The sequence below is a fragment of the Acinetobacter sp. AOR18_HL genome, assembly GCF_027855145.1.
Lineage (GTDB): Bacteria > Pseudomonadota > Gammaproteobacteria > Pseudomonadales > Moraxellaceae > Acinetobacter > Acinetobacter pittii.
This window is the reverse complement of sequence record NZ_JAKTIG010000027.1, coordinates 1-17,620: the sequence shown is the minus strand read 5'-3', so window position 1 is coordinate 17,620 and position 17,620 is coordinate 1. Positions and strand designations below refer to the sequence as shown.

Annotated in this window: 21 protein-coding genes and 1 pseudogene; 16 read left to right on the top strand and 6 right to left on the bottom strand. The window is 34.6% G+C overall.

Features of this window, described 5'->3' with window-relative positions:
* Window positions 1-75: 75 nt before the first annotated feature.
* Window positions 76-1,284: an IS256-like element ISAba26 family transposase gene (locus MKL51_RS06850; protein WP_000343018.1), complete on the top strand. Its 1,209-nt coding sequence runs from the start codon at window positions 76-78 to the stop codon at window positions 1,282-1,284.
* 635 nt (window positions 1,285-1,919) lie between these two features.
* Complete coding sequence (locus MKL51_RS06845; RefSeq protein WP_032007656.1) at window positions 1,920-2,471, top strand: TetR/AcrR family transcriptional regulator; 552 nt, start codon at window positions 1,920-1,922, stop codon at window positions 2,469-2,471.
* A gap of 74 nt (window positions 2,472-2,545) precedes the next feature.
* On the opposite strand, the gene MKL51_RS06840 is transcribed toward MKL51_RS06845, so the two are convergent.
* The 3 genes from MKL51_RS06840 to MKL51_RS06830 all read right to left on the bottom strand — a co-directional run bounded on the left by MKL51_RS06840 (window position 2,546) and on the right by MKL51_RS06830 (window position 6,239).
* The gene (locus MKL51_RS06840) at window positions 2,546-4,735 is read right to left on the bottom strand and encodes a TonB-dependent receptor family protein (protein WP_270904255.1); all 2,190 of its coding nucleotides are present in this window, start codon (window positions 4,733-4,735) and stop codon (window positions 2,546-2,548) included.
* Between the two features lie 152 nt (window positions 4,736-4,887).
* Complete coding sequence (locus MKL51_RS06835; protein WP_032007659.1) at window positions 4,888-5,403, bottom strand: hypothetical protein; 516 nt, start codon at window positions 5,401-5,403, stop codon at window positions 4,888-4,890.
* A gap of 113 nt (window positions 5,404-5,516) precedes the next feature.
* Window positions 5,517-6,239: a type 1 glutamine amidotransferase gene (locus tag MKL51_RS06830; RefSeq protein ID WP_032007660.1), complete on the bottom strand. Its 723-nt coding sequence runs from the start codon at window positions 6,237-6,239 to the stop codon at window positions 5,517-5,519.
* 267 nt (window positions 6,240-6,506) lie between these two features.
* Here MKL51_RS06830 and MKL51_RS06825 point away from each other — a divergent pair, with 267 nt between their 5' ends.
* The 10 genes from MKL51_RS06825 to MKL51_RS06780 all read left to right on the top strand — a co-directional run bounded on the left by MKL51_RS06825 (window position 6,507) and on the right by MKL51_RS06780 (window position 12,777).
* Complete coding sequence (locus tag MKL51_RS06825; RefSeq protein ID WP_005068685.1) at window positions 6,507-6,737, top strand: hypothetical protein; 231 nt, start codon at window positions 6,507-6,509, stop codon at window positions 6,735-6,737.
* Between the two features lie 150 nt (window positions 6,738-6,887).
* Window positions 6,888-7,262 carry a TonB C-terminal domain-containing protein gene (locus MKL51_RS06820; RefSeq protein ID WP_032042453.1) on the top strand — a complete coding sequence of 125 codons (375 nt, stop codon included), beginning with the start codon at window positions 6,888-6,890 and terminating at the stop codon, window positions 7,260-7,262.
* Between the two features lie 301 nt (window positions 7,263-7,563).
* Window positions 7,564-7,833: a hypothetical protein gene (locus MKL51_RS06815; RefSeq protein ID WP_032042454.1), complete on the top strand. Its 270-nt coding sequence runs from the start codon at window positions 7,564-7,566 to the stop codon at window positions 7,831-7,833.
* A gap of 290 nt (window positions 7,834-8,123) precedes the next feature.
* Window positions 8,124-8,582, top strand: coding sequence for a hypothetical protein (locus tag MKL51_RS06810; RefSeq protein ID WP_032007438.1), 459 nt, complete (start codon window positions 8,124-8,126; stop codon window positions 8,580-8,582).
* Between the two features lie 186 nt (window positions 8,583-8,768).
* On the top strand, window positions 8,769-8,969 hold the full coding sequence (locus MKL51_RS06805) for a hypothetical protein (RefSeq protein WP_002114613.1): 201 nt from the start codon (window positions 8,769-8,771) through the stop codon (window positions 8,967-8,969).
* Window positions 8,970-9,152: 183 nt separating this feature from the next.
* Window positions 9,153-9,662: a hotdog fold domain-containing protein gene (locus MKL51_RS06800; protein ID WP_032007437.1), complete on the top strand. Its 510-nt coding sequence runs from the start codon at window positions 9,153-9,155 to the stop codon at window positions 9,660-9,662.
* Between the two features lie 16 nt (window positions 9,663-9,678).
* Window positions 9,679-10,251 carry a lysozyme gene (locus MKL51_RS06795; RefSeq protein ID WP_032007436.1) on the top strand — a complete coding sequence of 191 codons (573 nt, stop codon included), beginning with the start codon at window positions 9,679-9,681 and terminating at the stop codon, window positions 10,249-10,251.
* 567 nt (window positions 10,252-10,818) lie between these two features.
* The gene (locus MKL51_RS06790; RefSeq protein ID WP_032007434.1) at window positions 10,819-11,061 is read left to right on the top strand and encodes a hypothetical protein; all 243 of its coding nucleotides are present in this window, start codon (window positions 10,819-10,821) and stop codon (window positions 11,059-11,061) included.
* A gap of 183 nt (window positions 11,062-11,244) precedes the next feature.
* Window positions 11,245-12,351: a minor capsid protein gene (locus MKL51_RS06785; protein WP_032042456.1), complete on the top strand. Its 1,107-nt coding sequence runs from the start codon at window positions 11,245-11,247 to the stop codon at window positions 12,349-12,351.
* A gap of 162 nt (window positions 12,352-12,513) precedes the next feature.
* A complete protein-coding gene (locus MKL51_RS06780) occupies window positions 12,514-12,777 on the top strand; it encodes a hypothetical protein (protein WP_017386735.1) in 264 nt (87 codons plus the stop codon).
* A gap of 56 nt (window positions 12,778-12,833) precedes the next feature.
* Here the strand turns inward: MKL51_RS06780 and MKL51_RS06775 are convergent, their stop codons facing one another.
* Window positions 12,834-13,688, bottom strand: coding sequence for a DMT family transporter (locus MKL51_RS06775; RefSeq protein WP_032007432.1), 855 nt, complete (start codon window positions 13,686-13,688; stop codon window positions 12,834-12,836).
* A gap of 223 nt (window positions 13,689-13,911) precedes the next feature.
* On the opposite strand from MKL51_RS06775, the gene MKL51_RS06770 reads away from it, so the two are divergent.
* The 4 genes from MKL51_RS06770 (at window position 13,912) to MKL51_RS06755 (ending at window position 16,274) form a co-directional block, all read left to right on the top strand.
* Window positions 13,912-14,781 (top strand): LysR family transcriptional regulator, encoded by an 870-nt coding sequence (locus tag MKL51_RS06770; RefSeq protein WP_032052234.1) that lies wholly within the window; start codon window positions 13,912-13,914, stop codon window positions 14,779-14,781.
* 189 nt (window positions 14,782-14,970) lie between these two features.
* Window positions 14,971-15,102, top strand: a complete 132-nt coding sequence (locus tag MKL51_RS06765) for a hypothetical protein (RefSeq protein WP_270904254.1) — start codon at window positions 14,971-14,973, stop codon at window positions 15,100-15,102.
* Window positions 15,103-15,376: 274 nt separating this feature from the next.
* Window positions 15,377-15,664, top strand: a complete 288-nt coding sequence (locus MKL51_RS06760; protein ID WP_032007430.1) for a hypothetical protein — start codon at window positions 15,377-15,379, stop codon at window positions 15,662-15,664.
* Between the two features lie 247 nt (window positions 15,665-15,911).
* Complete coding sequence (locus MKL51_RS06755) at window positions 15,912-16,274, top strand: NirD/YgiW/YdeI family stress tolerance protein (protein WP_005073765.1); 363 nt, start codon at window positions 15,912-15,914, stop codon at window positions 16,272-16,274.
* A 90-nt stretch (window positions 16,275-16,364) separates the two neighbouring features.
* Here the strand turns inward: MKL51_RS06755 and MKL51_RS06750 are convergent.
* Window positions 16,365-16,532: pseudogene (locus MKL51_RS06750) on the bottom strand (GNAT family N-acetyltransferase); the annotation flags it as partial.
* Between the two features lie 8 nt (window positions 16,533-16,540).
* Window positions 16,541-17,566: an IS30-like element ISAba125 family transposase gene (locus tag MKL51_RS06745; RefSeq protein WP_004994718.1), complete on the bottom strand. Its 1,026-nt coding sequence runs from the start codon at window positions 17,564-17,566 to the stop codon at window positions 16,541-16,543.
* Window positions 17,567-17,620 lie beyond the last annotated feature (54 nt).

Sequence of the window (17,620 nt, the reverse complement as noted above, 5' to 3'; positions counted from 1 at the left end):
GGGACTGTTCTAAATTTTGTGTAAGTACTTAATTTTCATTTATCCTTCAGAGGATAATTACAAAAGGTACTTCACATGGATGAAGCAACAATCAAAAGTATGGCTGCCGAATTGGCTAAAGGTCTAAAAACACCAGAAGACTTAAACCAAATGACAGCAGTCTTTAAAAAATTCATGATTGAAACTGCACTCAATACTGAACTTTCAGACCATCTCGGTTATGAAAAGCATCAGCCCAAGAAAGGCTCAAATAGCCGTAATGGGTTTAGTTCTAAAACCATTACAACTCAAGATGGACAACTGGCTTTAGATATTCCCCGTGATCGAGAAGGTTCATTTGAGCCACAAATTATCAAAAAGCACCAAACACGCATCACCAGTATGGATGACCAAATCCTCTCACTGTATGCAAAAGGAATGACTAATAGGGAAATTGTAGCCTTCTTCAAAGAAATGTACGATGCCGATGTGTCAGCATCTCTCATCAGCAAAGTTACCGATGCTGTGATTGAGCAAGTGACTGAGTGGCAAAATAGAGCCTTAGATAGCCTTTATCCTGTTGTCTATCTTGACTGTATTGTTGTCAAAGTCCGTCAGCACTCCAATGTGATTAACAAGTCCGTATACCTTGCTTTAGGCATCAATATGGATGGGCAAAAAGAATTACTGGGTATGTGGATTGCTCAGACAGAAGGTGCCAAATTCTGGCTGTCAGTCATGACAGAGCTAAAAAATCGAGGAGTACAGGACATTCTTGTTGCCTGTGTAGATGGATTAAAAGGCTTCCCTGACGCGATAGCCTCTGTTTACCCTCATACTGATATTCAACTGTGTATCGTGCATGTTGTACGCAATAGCCTGAGATTTGTAAGCTGGAAAGACTACAAAGCTGTTACGTCGGGTCTGAAAGCGATTTATCAGGCAAGTACAGAGGAAAATGCTTTAAAATCCCTAGACATCTTCTGTGATCAATGGAATCACCAGTATCCCAAAATTGGAGAATCCTGGCGGGCCAATTGGGAAAATATCCGAACGATCTTTAGCTATCCAGCCGAAATACGTCATGCAATTTATACAACAAATGCGATTGAGTCGTTGAATAGCGTAATACGCCATTCAACGAAGAAAAGGAAAATCTTTTCATCTGATGACTCAGTAAAGAAGGTCATTTACTTAGCAACATCAAATGCTGCGAAGAAATGGACGATGCCAATTCAAAATTGGCGTTTAGCAATGAATTGGTTTACGATTCAGTTCGATGATCGATTAAAAGATCATTTATAAAAAATGGAACTTACACAAAATAATTTACAGGCTCATATTTAAAGCTCTTGTTATTTAAAGATCTTTTTATATTCAATACTCTTACTTCTTCAGTTTAGAACATTGACACCCAAAACCTCTCCGATTATCCTTTGCCTGTTGGCCACATTGCCAGTCAGCTTTTGACAGAGCTGGTACAAAAGGCGCACAACAACGTATTATTTCGTTTTGTGCGTTCTCCTAAGTCACGCCTTTATGGTGAGGCTAGGAGGGGCACGCTTGCGTGCGCTGGTTTCCTTTTGTACCAGTCTGTCAACCCTTCTAGTCTTGCCACCATTATTTGACAGTAATTGGTAAGACTCTTCTAAATCAAAAGGAGTCCGCCGTTATGCGTACTATTTATTCTTTATTGGCCTCTGCCAAAATCTCTCTATTCATTCCACTTAAACAGTCTTTCAAACGGTTTAATCGACTCTAGGTTTTCTACATCTTAAGAATCGTTACGACTAAAAAATCATAGCAACAATAAACCTGAGATAGGCGAGCACACCTTTTTTGTGCCGCTTTTGCATGCTTGTTTTTAATGCTCAATTTAAGAGTAACAGCATTTCTATCTCATTTACTTACAACAAAAAATTATTTTATACGGTATAAAAATGCCAAATTTAGAAGCATCATTTAGAGCACTTCGCGTACTACACGCGGCAAGAGATTTGTTTAATCAATATGGGTTTTACATCGGGATTGACCGAATTATTACGGATGCCAAAATTCCCAAAGCCACTTTTTATAACTACTTTCACTCCAAAGAAAGGCTCATTCAGATGAGCTTAACTTTTCAAACAGATTCATTAAAACATGAGGTGTTTTCAATTATTCATTTGTACCGTGAACTCATGGCATTCGATAAACTTAAGAAAGTTTACTTTTTACATGCAAACTTAGAAGGCTTTTATCGTTTACCATTTAAAGCCATTTTTGAAATTGAAAAGCTTTATCCTGCGGCCTATAAAATCGTGATTGACTACCGGAACTGGTTCATTAAAGAAATTCATAAATTCCTTTTAACTGTAAAAGTTAACGCTACAGTTGAAGATGCCTACATGTTTTTATTTGTGATTGATGGGGCAATGGCCCAGCTTTTAAGTGCGAATAGTACTGATGAAAGGGATAAATTATTAGAATATTTTATGTCAACGCTCGCTTAAATTGATCCATATTCTAGTGTTTAACTTATGAAAAAGCCCTCCGAAGAGGGCTTTTTATTCAATTTGGTTTAGCTTTAAAAATCAAAAGATGTTTGTAGATAGAACGTACGTGGCAGTCCTACATACTTACCGCCAGTAGAGTCTGTTGAGCGAGTAAAATATTGCTTATCAAAGACATTTTTGATTCCACCAGCGATTTTTAAACCTTTAACTTGTGAACTTAAGTCATAAGAGGTACGTAGCGCAAAAGTGGTGTAACCCGGAATATCTCCATATTTACCATCAGCAGTTTCTTCTGTTTGATAGACATTACTATCTGGAAGATCTGGTGAATGCTGCTTAGATTGAGCAAACATATCCGCATTTAAAGACCATTTATCTACTGTGTAACCTAACCCAACATTACCGACATGACGCGAGTAAAATGGTAAGTCTTTATCTTTAAATTGACCAGCTTCAGCCACTGCTTTGGTGAAAGTATAGTTTCCATATACTTTTAAGCCTTCCAGTGCATCAGACAATTGTCCGAAATCATAGCTAATACCTGTTTCGACACCTTTGTGGCTGGTTGCCCCTAAATCTGTCCAGATTCCGTTATTAGCAGCATCACGAACCAATGAAAGCTCTTTATCAAAGTCTAAATAGAACACGGTAAATTCGGCATTTAAACCATTGCCCAAATATTTGGTGCCAATTTCATAGTTGTTCGACTTTTCAGGATGTAAGCCTTCGGTTGTAGCCGTTGCGGTTGTTCCTTCAAGACGAGCTAATTGACTGTATTGCTGTGGACCGAACGATACGCCTGCGTTTGCAAATATATTCCAGTTTTCATTTGCTGAGTACATCACGGATAAACTTGGTAAAAATTCGTCTGAATCAATTTTTGGATAAACAGTATTAGGTTGTCCTTTGTTATAACCTGTGAAGTTATTATGGGTTTCAATTGATTCGAAACGAACACCCGGTGTGATGGTCCAACGGCCGAGTTCCATACGGTTGTCGATATATACAGCATGTGCTTTAGTACCGCCTTCACTACTACTACGCGGAGCAAAATCTGGCACTGATGAACCTGCTGCATAAGATGCAGTACGTCCTGCAAATTCAGAACTTTCTTCTTTTAAATAGCGATAGCCAACCGTTACTTCATTTTGAGTATTACCAAGTTCATAAATGCGAGAGTAACGCGGTTCAATTGCATAGACTTTATAATCGCGTGGAGCAGAATCGAGGCGTTTTTGCCCATTCGCTAGTGTAGTCTCAAGATTACTAGTACGGAAAGAGTCGATGTAGTAACTCAAAACCTCGAAGTTATTTTTTTCATCTTTATGGTTATAACGTAAAGAGACATCTGTACGTCGACCTGCAAAATAGTTTTTTTCACCAGAAGATTGATACGGGTTTTCAGCATATTGCGCCTGAGTTAAACCCTCTGGCATTTCGCCGCGACCTTCATAGTGATGCAGATTTAAAGCAACCGAGTCTTTATCATTAAATTGATAAGCAGACTTTAGCATTACATCATCGATATCAATTTTGTTGTTTGCTTCTCGATAACCGTTTCCTTTGGTCCCTGAATATAGAAGGGCAAGGCCTAAACCATTATCTAAAGTTCCCCCCACAAATAAATTAGGGCTCAGTTTTACTTGATCAGTACCAGATGCATATTCTGAAGTTAGGCTAACAGTTCCGCTAAAATCTTGAGGAATTGATCGAGTAGCAAAGTTAATAATTCCACCTACGTTTTGAGGCCCAAAACGAACCGATCCCGCACCGCGCACAACGTCAACTGATTCAATATTCCCAATTGAAACAGGTGTCAAAGATAACTGTGGCTGACCATACGGTGCAAATGAAAGCGGAACACCATCGATTAGAACTGTTGAGCGAGGTGATAGGCGAGATGCTAAACCACGAACCCCAATATTGAGAGAAACATCACTACCGCCTGTTCCACTACTGTCTTGAGCCTGAATCCCAGGAACTTGCTTTAGAGCTTCGCGCAGTGAAGTTGCCGCCGTTTCATCTAAACGCTTACGGTCAATAATAGTTCGAGCGCCAGCATGTTTGTGAACAGTTTCTGCATTTGCTTCTTCTAACCAGTTACCTTGTGCCTTAATGGTAATAGTCGGTAATGCACTAGTGGTTGTATCTTCGGCATGTGCAGGAAGTGCTAAATAAGTACAAGCTAGTCCGATTGCATAGCTAAGTGTAGAAACTTTGAACTTAAAATTTGGGAGTAAAAGAGCAGATGAGCGGTCCATGTTGATGTATCGAAATCCTAAACGATAATTATAATCATTATAGCGAAAAAGTAACAAAATTTTATAAATGTAATTTAAGTTTTTTAGAAAAACTAAACATAGCTTTTCACTAATCATTTTCACAGAACAGCCCTCCGAAGAGGGCTTCAAATTTATTTAAAGTTAGGTTGATTTAAGATTTTGTAGACCTTTTCTTTATATACATCATTAGAAATAACACCTTTATCTCGCTGTTGTTTTAGCGATTTAAACTGTTGACCACGAATTTCTCTTTGAATACCCACATTATCATGATGTCTCATGTAGTAAAGGCTACGCTCATGATCACTCATATTCACTGTTTCATCAGTAAACGAAGAAGGCTTTGCTTCATTTTCTTGATATTGTTTTGCAATTTCAAAAAAATCTACGTTTTGGGAATGAGGAGAATTAAATGAATTTTGCTGTTCAGTCAGCTGAGGGTTCTGAGTGTTAGCATTTATTTCAAGCATACTTTTATGCTGATTAAATCTAGGGCGGTTATATTCTTGTTTCGTTTGAAATGTGTTTGTTTCAGCAAAGATGGAAGAAGAAAAAAGCCCAATATTTAAAGATAAAAAAGTTAATAAAAATCTATTCATTTCTTTGGGAGTCCAATTGAAATTGAGTAAATCACTGTATTGTAACATTAAAATTTAATTTTTGAAGGTTTGACTTCAAGAGTGCTTGATCAACTGGTAAATAATAAGATCTGTAGCGGAGCGTAAAAGCCAATTTAAAAAGGCTTTTTACACTCATTTTTTTAAGATTGTTTTGAATATTCTTCTTTCAATTTATCCAGAAAAATAAACAGGTTTTGATTCATTTCTTGATAGTCGTGATTTCGTAATTCTTCACGAGTATTCACAAATTTATAATTGTGAGCATCATTTAACTCGACTTCTGAATGTTGAATCAGTAATTCAACTACTTCTGAAGTTAATTCCATATGACATTGTAGGCCATAAACTAATTTTGAATATTCAATAATCTGTCTTGGGCACCCTGCGCTAAAAGCAATAATTTTTGCATTGGAAGTTAAGCCTGGCATGTCGTTATGCCAATGGCCAACTTCGGTCATTTTTCCTAAGTGTGAAAACTTAGAATGTGTTATTCCATATTCTGTAAGCATAATTGGAAACTTACCAATTTCTCGCTCAGGGCTATGTTCAAATTTGGCACCTAAAGCTTCACCGATCAATTGAGACCCTAGGCATACCCCAATGACCACTTTATTTGCTTCAATTGCTTTTTTAATCATTGCTTGTTCAGCTAATGAATTAAAGTGAGGGCACATATCTAATGTAGTATCGGGACTTTGTGGGCCACCCATTACAATAAGAAAGTCGATATCTTCAACAGAAGTTGGCAAAACTTCATTTAAATACCCTCTTGAATAGGTAATTTTGAAGTTATTCATTTTGCCCCAAATTTCATATGCGCCGGGCGCTTCAAAATCTTCATGAATAATAAAATGTAGCCGCATAACAATCCTTAAAATCTAAACGTAAAATAGGTAGATCATTGGTTAAAAATCAAGGAAATATTAAAACTAGAATAGGGCCTTTAATACATCCAGTTTTAAAAACTTATATGGGCCAGATTTATTTGTTTTTTATAGAAGTTGAAATTGATTATTTCTTTTTAAATACATTCAATAAATTTATTGTTAAGTTAAACTAAATTATTCTGGTGTGACAATAGCAGTTCAATTTGTTAAATTGTGTAGCTTTTATCAAAGTGGACAAAATTTATGAAGACATTTTTAGTTATATCTTTATTGGGTTTTGGGCTGATTGGTTGTGCTTCATCTCCATATAATTCTCAAGAAAATTATTTGAATAAACCTCCAATAGTTCCAGAGAATAAAGCTTTTAATAGTTTTAAAACACCTGAACATGGGATTTTCACTGATCGAGATGTCTATAATATAAATATATCAGAAAATTCGAATCTAAATTTTCGTTATGAAGTTCCTTTTTAAAGAAAAATAAAATATTAACTAAAAAGGACGGAGCAAAGGTGGCTTAACACCTTTGCTAACTCATAATAATCAATGATTAATACAACCTTTTGGGTGGTTTTTTAAATTTTAAACTGTTAAATTTTAGTTATTGAAAACAAGGTATTTTAAATGAAAAACTTCACTATTGTTGCTTCTTTATTTTTATTGGTTGGGTGTGCCACAGGTCACAAACAAGTCACTCCTATGCAAGTGGCTGATAATAAAATTATTTCAGAGGCTGAAAAATATAAAAAACAATATCAAAAGAAAATTTATAAAACCTGGGATATTCCCAAGTCTTCTACAGGTATGAGTGCAAGTGTTAAAGTCTTTTTAATGGATACTGGCGAAATTGAGCAAATTATCTTTTTAGATAAAGAAGAGCAAAAATTTAAAACAAGTATTGAAAAAGCTATCTGGCGTTCTAGTCCATTTGTTTTACCCTCTAATCCAGAGGTAAGAAAGCAAGCAAGAAAATTCAATATTAAGTTTCAGGTAAAATAAATCAGTTATGTTTGAATACTAAGAGCAGATTTATAATTTTGAGTAAGTTAAATCTGCTCTTTAGATATTTATAGTATTGATATAGTAGGTTTTAGCTATATTGAACTGATCTTTAAGAGCTAAATTCAAAAGTAGAATGCTAACATTTCAGTGTAGTCAGAAAATAAGACATTTTATTTATATATTAAAAAAATATAAAAATTTGTTACATTAATATCAAAAGGTAACATAAACAGAACTTTAAAAGAATGAAAAATTATTATAGAAAATAAATAATTTCGTAAGAGTTGTAAGTAAAAATATGAGTGAAGTAAAGAAGCCTCATACTGAAAGTAAAGCAACGAAAGTTGTAGCGTGGTGTCTAATTATATTTGGAATTGTTTTAGGAATAGCCTTTATTTTGTCATATGGGCAAGTTGAAACTAGAAATGATAATTTAGATATTATTCGAGTGTGGTCTACACAAATGGTCACAGTTGGTCTTTTTATTATATTTAATGGTTTGCTGTTCGGTTATTTACTTTTAAAAATTAGTAGTATTTTGAACCACCTTGAAAATAATAAAAACTAGAATTTCTTTGAATAAATTCAGTTCAAATATTAAATAGAGCTAAGATTTTATTTAAAGCACTTCTCGATAATATGAAAAATTGAAAGAAAATTTTTCAAAATCTTCTTATATATAGATTATTTATGTTAATTACTTCACATTTTTAAATGTTTTTGATGTTTAATTGACGATTAAATTTCAAAAACCTTGTATTTCTTACATTTAGTTTATGAGTTTTACCCTATCTTACATAAAAAAATAATAGTTTAAAGAAGTATATAAATATACGCATGAGAAGATAGGAGGTTAAGATGCCAAAATATCTAGCAATAGCAGATAAGGTTTATAAAAAAATTAAAAATGACAACTTGTTTTCTGATGATGTAATAGAAAATTTAAATTGTTTGGTTGGGCTTATTCGTAATGCGATAAAAGGTACTGAATTCAAATTAAAGTATAATTTTATTAATTTTGAAGACTGCTTAACCAAGCCCATCGAGCAATGCTCGGTAAAAATTGATTTTAGTCTTATGCCTAAGTGTGATAATGAAGGTGAGTTTATTTTATGGCTTGCAGGATTTATTGAAAGAATCACTGAGGGAGGTAAAGCCAAATTTCCTCCTATTTCTCAGTTGGTCCCTCAAGGCTTTAGTATGGGAAATGAAAATATTCCAGTAACTACTTTACCTGTAAAAGAAGAAAATGCAGAAATGATTGTTAATTATTTTAAATCAGATGATTATATTAAAAATAATAAACTACCTTCTTAAAATATATAAAAGTTATAAGCCAATTATCTCTAACAATTTAGAGCTTAGTAACCGCCTTCGAGGGCGGTTTTCTTTGTTATATGTATCTTAAAGTGTCTGTTACATAAATGATGATTGTTTCATGTTGAATGTATCTGTTAATTATTTGAGCATGGTATGAGACAAGTGAAGTAAAGGATAAATCTCATGATAGATGAAGAAAAACCATTAAATTTTGATGATGATGAAGAGCCTCTTGATTTTGCAGATGAAGAATTTATCGATGATAAAAAAGAGGATGAGTTGTATAACAGTATTACCAAAGATGGCTCTAGTGTCGATCCGGCAGATGATGGTGAGCGACATATTCGACCTGAAGATGGCGATCCCATAGAAGTCGAAGAATAATCTATAGCCCAATTTTATATTGGGCATTTTAATTTCTAGCGTATTTGGTTGAACAACAACAAACTCTAGATATTATTCAAAAATTATCATTAATGACTTAAAAAACATGAAAGTTAAGCAATGAGTCTAGAGATATGAGGCTATATATTTATTAAATTCTTATTCTCAGCCAGAAGTAAAACTATGAGTAATTATATTTATAAATTTGCCAACCAAATCAAATATAACGCTGTACCACCAATTAATGACGTTTTGCTCGCTTTTAGAACATTGAAAGCAATACCATGTGGATTAACGTTGTTGTCAAAAGTTGTTAGCCGTGTTGCTCCATATTTTCAAACAGTAAATCCAATTATTCAAAAACTAGATGCTGACGTGTGTGAAGCTTTCATCAAAAAGAATAAATCAGTCGAAAATCACATAGGAACAGTTCACGTTATTGCCATATGTAATGGATTAGAATTTGTTATGGGTGTACTAACCGAAGCATCTATTCCTCAACATTTAAGATGGTTACCTAAAGGCATGAATGTAAATTATGTCGCCAAAGCCGATTCTGATATTAAAGTCGTCGCAACAATTGATGAAGAATGGAAAGTTGGCGATATGCAAATAAAAGTAAATGCCTATAGAGCAGATGGACAGCCTGTAGTTCAAGGGTATATTACACTTTGGGTTACAGAGAAAAAGTAAGATGAAAGAGGATTAGATGCAAAAAATATTGGATTATCTTTGCAAGCTTTTTACTACCAAGTCTCGGTCACGTGCCGCTACAAATAGTCCGATTGCTACCGCAACAGACAATGGCGATGAGGAAATTGGTTTTGTGGTAGATGAGATGTCTCTGAGTCAGGAAGGGGTAAACCATATTTGTAATTTTGAAGGATTAAGACTCAGTGCTTATGATGATGGCGTAGGTGTCTGGAGCATTGGTTATGGCACAACCAGATACCCAAACGGTTTGAGCGTTCAAAAAGGTGACACATGTACTCTTGAGCAGGCCAAAGCATATATGCAGCATGATTTGAAAATATTTGAGCGTGCAGTCAATGGCGCTGTAAAAGTTCCTTTAAAGCAAAATCAATTCGACGCATTAGTCTCACTAAGTTATAACATCGGGGCAGGAGCCTTTAAAAAATCGACCTTATTAAAAAAATTAAATTCAGGCGATTACAAAGGGGCCGCAAACCAATTTGATGTATGGGTAAACGCAGGCGGTAAGCGTTTGGCTGGATTGGTTAGACGCCGCGCTATTGAAAAGAAATTGTTTTTAGGATCATAGTCTTTTAATTCTTTATAGGGTTTGATCAGAAAAGCCGTTCTGATCTTTAATAAAATCTAGGCATAAAAAAAGCCTGATGCTACGAATCAGGCTTCAGTATTCATCCACAATAGGAGTTGATGAACAAGACCAATCTAACAGACCTGTTCAGTAAAGGCAAACCGAGGCTTGAATTGCTGAGTCAGATCAAAGTAATTTTTCCAAATTACACGCATTAAAAAAGCCCTTGCTCGAAAGCGAAGGGCTTAGTCATTCATTGATCTACCAATGAACTATATAAGGCTCATCTCATACTAAGGTCAGTATATCTGAAATTGGAGCAACTGAGAAGAAAACCTTATAAATACCTTTTTCATTCTATTTAAAATTAATTTATTTGGGCGTATAGCAAGTTACATCATTGGTAAATCAATACACAAAACTTGCACTTTGCATTTTTAAGGGTGTGGTATTTGTGTAGGCTCTGATTGGCTTAGGAAATAAAACAGTAGCTATCTTTTAACGGTTCAATATAAAGTTTGAACATGTTGAAGACATCAGGAGCTAGATATAAGCAAGGAAGTAAATATGAACTTAATTAGATTAGAAGAACTTTCATTGATGAGTAATGCGGTTTTAACACCTCAATTAAACAATTGGCCAAGTATACAATCATCAAATACGGGTACTACATACGCTAATAAGAATACAAACAGTTTTTCTGAACAATCTGATAAAAAATTTTATAAAGAATGGCGAAAACAACAAAAGAAAATACTTAAAAATATTCCGAGTAATGCTGTTTTACTCAGCATTAAAGAGATGGTATAGTTAGACACGAGACAAGTTTATAAAGATATAAATTACAAGGATAAGCTGTTAGCTAAATAACTTTACGTAGGTACACTTGTTAGTCATAACTTATTCTAGAGATATTAATAATAAGCAAATTACATAAGGTAAGACAAACAAATAGAAAATAATAAAAAGGGCAATTCTGTAGAGGTAATTTTTATGGTTAATCTTCATCAGAAATCACTTTTTGATGTTCTGACTCAACATCAAGCTTATCTATATCGAGCATCTTCAAGATCGGTTAATGAACTTCTTAATTTATTTAATTCCGAAACAGTTAATATGCTTACCAAACTAAGTAAGCTGTTAGATGAGCTAAATGAAAAGGAAAAAACCGCATTGGCGGGTGGGCTTTACTCAACAGCCCCATTAAAAGAAATACGTGCACTGATTTCTCAGTGGTTTAATACTACTAACGATATGCTCATTGAAACTTTTACCATCTCTGCTGTGGCATTGGCTGTCTATGAAGTCAGATATATGTCAAAAATTTTTGGTGGTAAACATAACGAGTTAAAAGGTGAACAGCTCTATAAAGCTGCTAAACGTGTTCCTTTAGCAGGTGGAGCATTGGTGGATGAGTTACTTTCTACAATTGCAGAGGTTGCCCGTCAAAGAGCTGAGTATGCAATTCGGGATGGCCTCAATACTGGAGCGACGAATCAACAAATTATTCAAAGGATTCTAGGGACTAAACGCCTTAAATATGAAGATGGACTACTAAATAGCTCTAAGATTGATATTGAACGAACTGTGCGTACGATTCGAAGTCATATATCCAATCAGGCCTATTTAAACAGCTATAAACAGTTAAAGTTTGCATATGTCAGATTTGTAAGTGTTCTTGATGGTAGAACCTCAAAAGTATGTGCAGCCCTTGATAGTAGTGTGTGGAATATCAATGACCCTACAAAAAAAGTTCCGCCTTTACATCCTCATTGCCGCAGTATTCTAGTTCCAACTCATGAGGACGGTCAGCTAGTCGGCAGCCGAGCCTTCATTATGGATGAGAGAAAATTTAAGGATATTCCTAAAAATGAACGTGAACAGTTAATTGGCCAATTAGATGCAAATATGTCATTTAAAGAGTTTTTTAAACTAACAGATGATTTCTTTCAAAAAGAGTGGTTAGGGCCTAAAAGATATCAATTATATAAAGAAGGACAATTCGACTTTGATAAGTTTTTTGATCCAGAAGGACGATTGTATACACTTGAGGAGCTAAAAGAACTTGATGAGCGAGCTTTTAAAGTATTGGGATTGTGAGAGAGAGTAGAAGTATTAGAAATAGGATTTTTATCTTGAACAACTTTTTTAGTTTTAACTAAATACACACACTTAAACAATTAGTTGAAAAAAGTTTCAATAATCTAGCCAGATAGCATGTTAAGTTTTTCTCAATCATAAAAATTTAGAAAGGATCAAAACATGAAATTTTCCTACCAAGATCTTGCTGGAAATAATATTGAAGTGGAATGTGAAAGTTATATTCATATTCCATCAGGAGCAGCTGTAAAATCTACAGAAGCTGGCAATTACCACATTACTGAAAATTTCAGCTTCTATAAAAAAACTGAAGCTGATTCTGTGCCCATCTATCGATTTGCTATTGATCGTAATTCTAATGTTTTTAATAGCGATGAACTGCCAGCATTAGCTCAAATTGGTAAAGACTGGAAAAATTTAGACTAGTCTTTAACTCAGTATAAAGCCCTCAGTCGAGGGTTTTATAATCTACTTTAAATGATTTATTTCTTTTTAAATACAAGTGTTAAGCCTATTAAAATCGCAATCATTCCTATTAAGCCTGCAAGCGGCAACTTATTTTTTAAAATTAAAAAATCTAAAAGTGCAGTAACAACAGGGACTAAATAGAATAGACTTGTCACATTTACAAGATTGCCCTGATTTAGAAGACGGTAAAGTAAAAGTTGAGCAACTACAGAAATTAAAATTCCAAGGAATAAAACCGAAATAATGAGTTGTGAATTCCACGTTATTTCAAAATGTTCAAATGGAACTATAAATAAACAAACTAGAAGGCTAACTATATATTGGAGCGGTAAGACATCTGTTGGGGCTTGTTGAATGTTTTTTTGCATGATGGCACCAAAAGTTATACAGATCAGTGCTGCTAAGGCAAAGAATATTCCGATTGGAGCGATAAAAGACATAGTTAAGCTTTTCCACACTAAAAGTATGAGTCCGGCTAAAGCAATCAATAGACCTAATAATCTCTCTTTTTGTAAATTCTTTTCTAAAAGACAAAGCGTCAAGATTGGCTGTATTCCCATGATTGTGGCCATTAAACCAGGGGTGACTCCGTGAGCCATGGCTTTAAAATAACAAATTGAATAACCTGCAATAATCAGTAGTCCAGTTAATAAAACTTGCTTTCGAGTTCCATACTTAGGTAAAAGTCTTTTTCTAAAAATAGCAATTAACAACAGAACAAACAAAGCTGTGGCAAAGCGTAGAATTAATAATGCTATAGGTGAGGCACTGTCGAGCCCCCATCGAGTAAAAATCGCAGCACTTCCCCACAGTAAAACGAAAGTGGATGTCGCACTTTGTGACGCAAGCAACTGTTTATTTAGGCGCATAAAACCTCCTCCTAGTGCGTAATACCTAAGAAATACGAAGTGATAAAATGGTTATTAAGGACAGTGATTAACGAGTTATTCAGTTGTTAATCAATTCATCGTTAGGGACGTTTAAAAATGAACTGTTTTAACTTTTTATAAGTTCAGTATGAGAGAAGCAATAAATAAAGAAAAGCGCATAATTCTTTTATATACTATTTGAAAATCGAATAGATAAATCGTAATGAATATAAAAAACTTACAGATTGATTGGTTAAAGTGTTTTGTCACTGTCGTTGATACAGGCTCATTGTCGAATGCAGCCCCTGAGTTATATCGATCACAGTCAGCGGTTAGCATGCAATTAAAAAAACTTGAAGAAGCCCTACATTGCCAACTTTTAATACGAACGCACCGACAAATTGAATTAACGTCTCAAGGACAGCTACTTTTAGGTTATGCACGCCGTATTTTAGATTTGCATGCTGAAGCCCAAATGGCATTTCACGGAGATGAATTAAAGGGCCGTATACGTCTTGGAGTACCTGATGACTATGCTTCTAAATATTTAACGCCCGTACTTAAACGTTTTGCACCACGTTACGGAGGGGTTGAAATTGAATTGATTTGTGAACAGTCGACTTCTTTAATTCCACGAGTAGAAAGCGGTGATATAGACTTAGCATTAATTTCGAGAGATAACGCTCGTCAAGGAACACTATTATTTCATGAACCAATGGTATGGGTTGGCTCTCCACAATTTGAACTCTGGCGAGAAGACCCGCTTCCAATTGCAGTTTACGAAAGTACTAGCCAAGCTAAAAAGAGTGCTATTCATTCTTTGGCATTACAAGGACGCCGTTACCGTGTGGTATACAATAGTTCAAGTTTGGCTGGTCAAATTGCAGCGGTGGAAAGTGGTTTAGCAATTGCCGTGTTCACACAGTGTAGTGCGCCTGAGCATTTAACTATTTTAAGTGCTGATCATGGCCTAGGACCTTTAGAACCTATGGAGGTCGCTGTTTATCGGAGTCGGGCATCTTTGGATTCTAAAGCTGTAGATCACTTATATGACTTACTCCTCAAAACGCTCAGGCACTCAGTTAATATTTAATTTAAGTTTATGTTAGGTGCTCGGCTTTGAACTTGTTGAGTTAAATTTAAATGAGCGCTTAAAGTCAAAACTAAATAGCTTTACATTTTTGCGCTAAATCTACAAAAAAGCCTAGAAACCTATGCTGATCGTAAAACTAATAAAAAGTATTTATTAACTCATCAATCTAAACAATTCATGAGGTGAAACATGACAAAAATTATAGCGACCTTGGGTTTAGCCGCCTTTATTTCTTTGAGTGTGAGTGCTTGCCAAGGTGAAAACGACACAAAACAGCAAGATAAAACCACAACTCCTCATACAAAGGATAAAGATTCATAATCTAGTTGAATGCCCAAAGCCCATCGTAAGATGGGTTTTTTTATATCTTTTTATTTTTGTCTTAAAGTGTGATTTGTAACTCAAAATATTTATTTTTAATGGCGCCGTTCAAAATATGTTGACTAATACACTTGGTTTTAAATATATTTAAATTCGAAACTCATTATTTTAAATAGAACTCTATATTTAAAGTAAATTAGTTCAAATATCCTCAGATCAGAAATTTAACCTTTAAGTTTGATTATAAAAATATTAACTAATCAAGGAGGTAGGTATGGACGCTAAATTTCATTCTGAAAATGAATATGGTTTTATTTTAAGTATATTGAACAACTATGTTGTTATAAAGAAGACATTAAAAGATGATCATTATCCTTATGATTCATTTGGTTATCTTCTTGCTCTTTATCAACCACTAAAAGTCTATATTCCTCAGCTTCCACATCCAAAAATTTATATTGAGGTTGGTGGAATTTCTTATGACAGAATGATTGTTATGCAAACAGAGGATGAGACAGAAGCCATAAATATTTTATTGAGTTTAGGACAACTTGTTGCCTAACAATGAAGTGATATTTTAATGCTGAGTTTAATTTACTTAAGAAAAAGCTTTCTTAAGTAAATTCACGAAAAAATAAAGGCCATAAAATAGTTGTTGGAAAAGAGAACTTAAAGAAATTTTTTAATGTTACTATTTATTATCATTAAACAAAGAACTTAATAAGATACAAAAAGCCACAAAAGCTAAATCTATAACTTTAAAAGAATTTGTTTATATAACTAAGAATATTAAAAAGTAGGTAATCGTCATGAAAAAAATACTTTTAACAGCATTGGCTGGATTTGCTTTATTAGGAAGTAGTGCTGTGATAGCTAAACCAGATGCTGCTTTATTAAACGAAGCAACAAAAAATGTAGTCACAGTGTCCAAAGTAAAAACTTTGGCTGATGAATCTGGAGTAACTTTAACTGGTACGATCGTAAAGCATATTGCTGGGGATCATTTTGAGTTAAAAGACGCTACGGGTTCAATCATAATTGATATCGATGATGACTTATGGAAACCTCTTGAACTAAAAGCAGGGGATAAAGTACGTGTCGTTGGTGAGGTAGATAAGCATAGAGTTAAGCCTACCGATATTGAAGTTTTCCAAATTGAGCGTGTTAAATAAAAGCTAATATTTTAAGTAAATATTGTTCAAAACCAATGAAAAAGAAAACTCCTATTTTAGGAGTTTTCTTTTAAAGATAGTAAGTTTTTATTATTGCATCGCATTAAAAGCCTCTTGGTATTTAACATTCGCTTTTGGAATATTGCCCGAGAAAGTTAGAGCCTGAAAATATTCACTCGGTACATCAGGCAAAATTAGCTCAGGATAATTTTTAAAACCAAATCGGCTGTAATAATTTGGATCACCTAATAAAACACATGGCGAATTCAAACATGAGGTGCGACAGTTTCAAAAGCCATATGATAATCAACAAGCTGAGCAAATTTCTCTAATGGTGTAAGCCAATCTAACGCCTTTCTAGGACGAGTATTCAGTGACATGGCAACTTGATTTAAATAATGCTGATCTGCCTGATTTAAATCAATCCCTTTAGGTAAATATTGCCTAATTAAACCATTCATATTTTCGCATGTGCCTTTTTGCCAAGGTGAATGTGGGTCACAGAAATATACATCTATGCCTAAATCTTCTTCGAGTATTTTATGTTCTGACATCTCGCGTCCACGGTCATAGGTCAACGTTTTACGCAGTTCTGCAGGTAAATATTTCAGAGCTTCAGTTAAAGCCTTGCGCACTGATTCTGCCTTTGCATCAGGTAATGTTGCCAAGATACAGAGCCGTGTATTTCGTTCAATAAGTGTTGCTATCGAACTTTTATTGTCTTTACCTTTAATTAAATCAGCTTCCCAATGACCCGGTATTTTTCTTTCTTGAACTTCGGCTGGGCGCTCATGAATAGTTTTAATATCCTGTAATATAGAATCTTTTTTAGGTTCACCGTTAGCTTTTCGCTTTTTATTTTCATGACGCAGACAGGATAATAAGTCTTTTTTCAACTCACCCTTGGGTAATGCTCGTATCGTTGAATAAATCGTTGTATGGCTTACATTCATTGTTTGATCCAAATCAGGAAATGTCTTTAAACGCTTTGCTATTTGCTGAGGAGACCATAAACAACGGATCGCTTCAACAATAAATTTCCAGAGGATTGAATCGATTTTGAGTTTTCTGTGACCACGTCTACGTCTAGCGAAGGTGTTATCAGAAGCATATCGAGCTTGATAAACGTCATTGATGCTATTTCTTTTAAGCTCACGATAGATCGTACTAGGATGTCTTTTAATGAGTTCAGCAAATTTTCTGGCTGAAAAGCCTTCTTTTCTTGACTCAAGCATTAATGCAGTACGATCTTCAAAGTTAAGATGATGGTATGACAATTTTATATACTCCATAAACCCTTTAAATTAATTAGGTGGTTTATGTCGCACTTCAAGTTTTACTCTGCC

Bases quoted from the DNA above. Each gene is read 5' to 3' on its own strand.
- MKL51_RS06800 (WP_032007437.1), top strand. From the start codon at position 9,153: ATGAGTAATTATATTTATAAATTTGCCAACCAAATCAAATATAACGCT.
- MKL51_RS06785 (WP_032042456.1), top strand. From the start codon at position 11,245: ATGGTTAATCTTCATCAGAAATCACTTTTTGATGTTCTGACTCAACAT.
- MKL51_RS06840 (WP_270904255.1), bottom strand. From the start codon at position 4,735: ATGGACCGCTCATCTGCTCTTTTACTCCCAAATTTTAAGTTCAAAGTT.
- MKL51_RS06825 (WP_005068685.1), top strand. From the start codon at position 6,507: ATGAAGACATTTTTAGTTATATCTTTATTGGGTTTTGGGCTGATTGGT.
- MKL51_RS06830 (WP_032007660.1), bottom strand. From the start codon at position 6,239: ATGCGGCTACATTTTATTATTCATGAAGATTTTGAAGCGCCCGGCGCA.
- MKL51_RS06790 (WP_032007434.1), top strand. From the start codon at position 10,819: ATGAACTTAATTAGATTAGAAGAACTTTCATTGATGAGTAATGCGGTT.
- MKL51_RS06770 (WP_032052234.1), top strand. From the start codon at position 13,912: ATGAATATAAAAAACTTACAGATTGATTGGTTAAAGTGTTTTGTCACT.
- MKL51_RS06815 (WP_032042454.1), top strand. From the start codon at position 7,564: ATGAGTGAAGTAAAGAAGCCTCATACTGAAAGTAAAGCAACGAAAGTT.
- MKL51_RS06760 (WP_032007430.1), top strand. From the start codon at position 15,377: ATGGACGCTAAATTTCATTCTGAAAATGAATATGGTTTTATTTTAAGT.
- MKL51_RS06850 (WP_000343018.1), top strand. From the start codon at position 76: ATGGATGAAGCAACAATCAAAAGTATGGCTGCCGAATTGGCTAAAGGT.
- MKL51_RS06765 (WP_270904254.1), top strand. From the start codon at position 14,971: ATGACAAAAATTATAGCGACCTTGGGTTTAGCCGCCTTTATTTCTTTG.
- MKL51_RS06775 (WP_032007432.1), bottom strand. From the start codon at position 13,688: ATGCGCCTAAATAAACAGTTGCTTGCGTCACAAAGTGCGACATCCACT.
- MKL51_RS06795 (WP_032007436.1), top strand. From the start codon at position 9,679: ATGCAAAAAATATTGGATTATCTTTGCAAGCTTTTTACTACCAAGTCT.
- MKL51_RS06845 (WP_032007656.1), top strand. From the start codon at position 1,920: ATGCCAAATTTAGAAGCATCATTTAGAGCACTTCGCGTACTACACGCG.
- MKL51_RS06780 (WP_017386735.1), top strand. From the start codon at position 12,514: ATGAAATTTTCCTACCAAGATCTTGCTGGAAATAATATTGAAGTGGAA.
- MKL51_RS06835 (WP_032007659.1), bottom strand. From the start codon at position 5,403: ATGTTACAATACAGTGATTTACTCAATTTCAATTGGACTCCCAAAGAA.
- MKL51_RS06805 (WP_002114613.1), top strand. From the start codon at position 8,769: ATGATAGATGAAGAAAAACCATTAAATTTTGATGATGATGAAGAGCCT.
- MKL51_RS06745 (WP_004994718.1), bottom strand. From the start codon at position 17,566: ATGGAGTATATAAAATTGTCATACCATCATCTTAACTTTGAAGATCGT.
- MKL51_RS06810 (WP_032007438.1), top strand. From the start codon at position 8,124: ATGCCAAAATATCTAGCAATAGCAGATAAGGTTTATAAAAAAATTAAA.
- MKL51_RS06820 (WP_032042453.1), top strand. From the start codon at position 6,888: ATGAAAAACTTCACTATTGTTGCTTCTTTATTTTTATTGGTTGGGTGT.
- MKL51_RS06755 (WP_005073765.1), top strand. From the start codon at position 15,912: ATGAAAAAAATACTTTTAACAGCATTGGCTGGATTTGCTTTATTAGGA.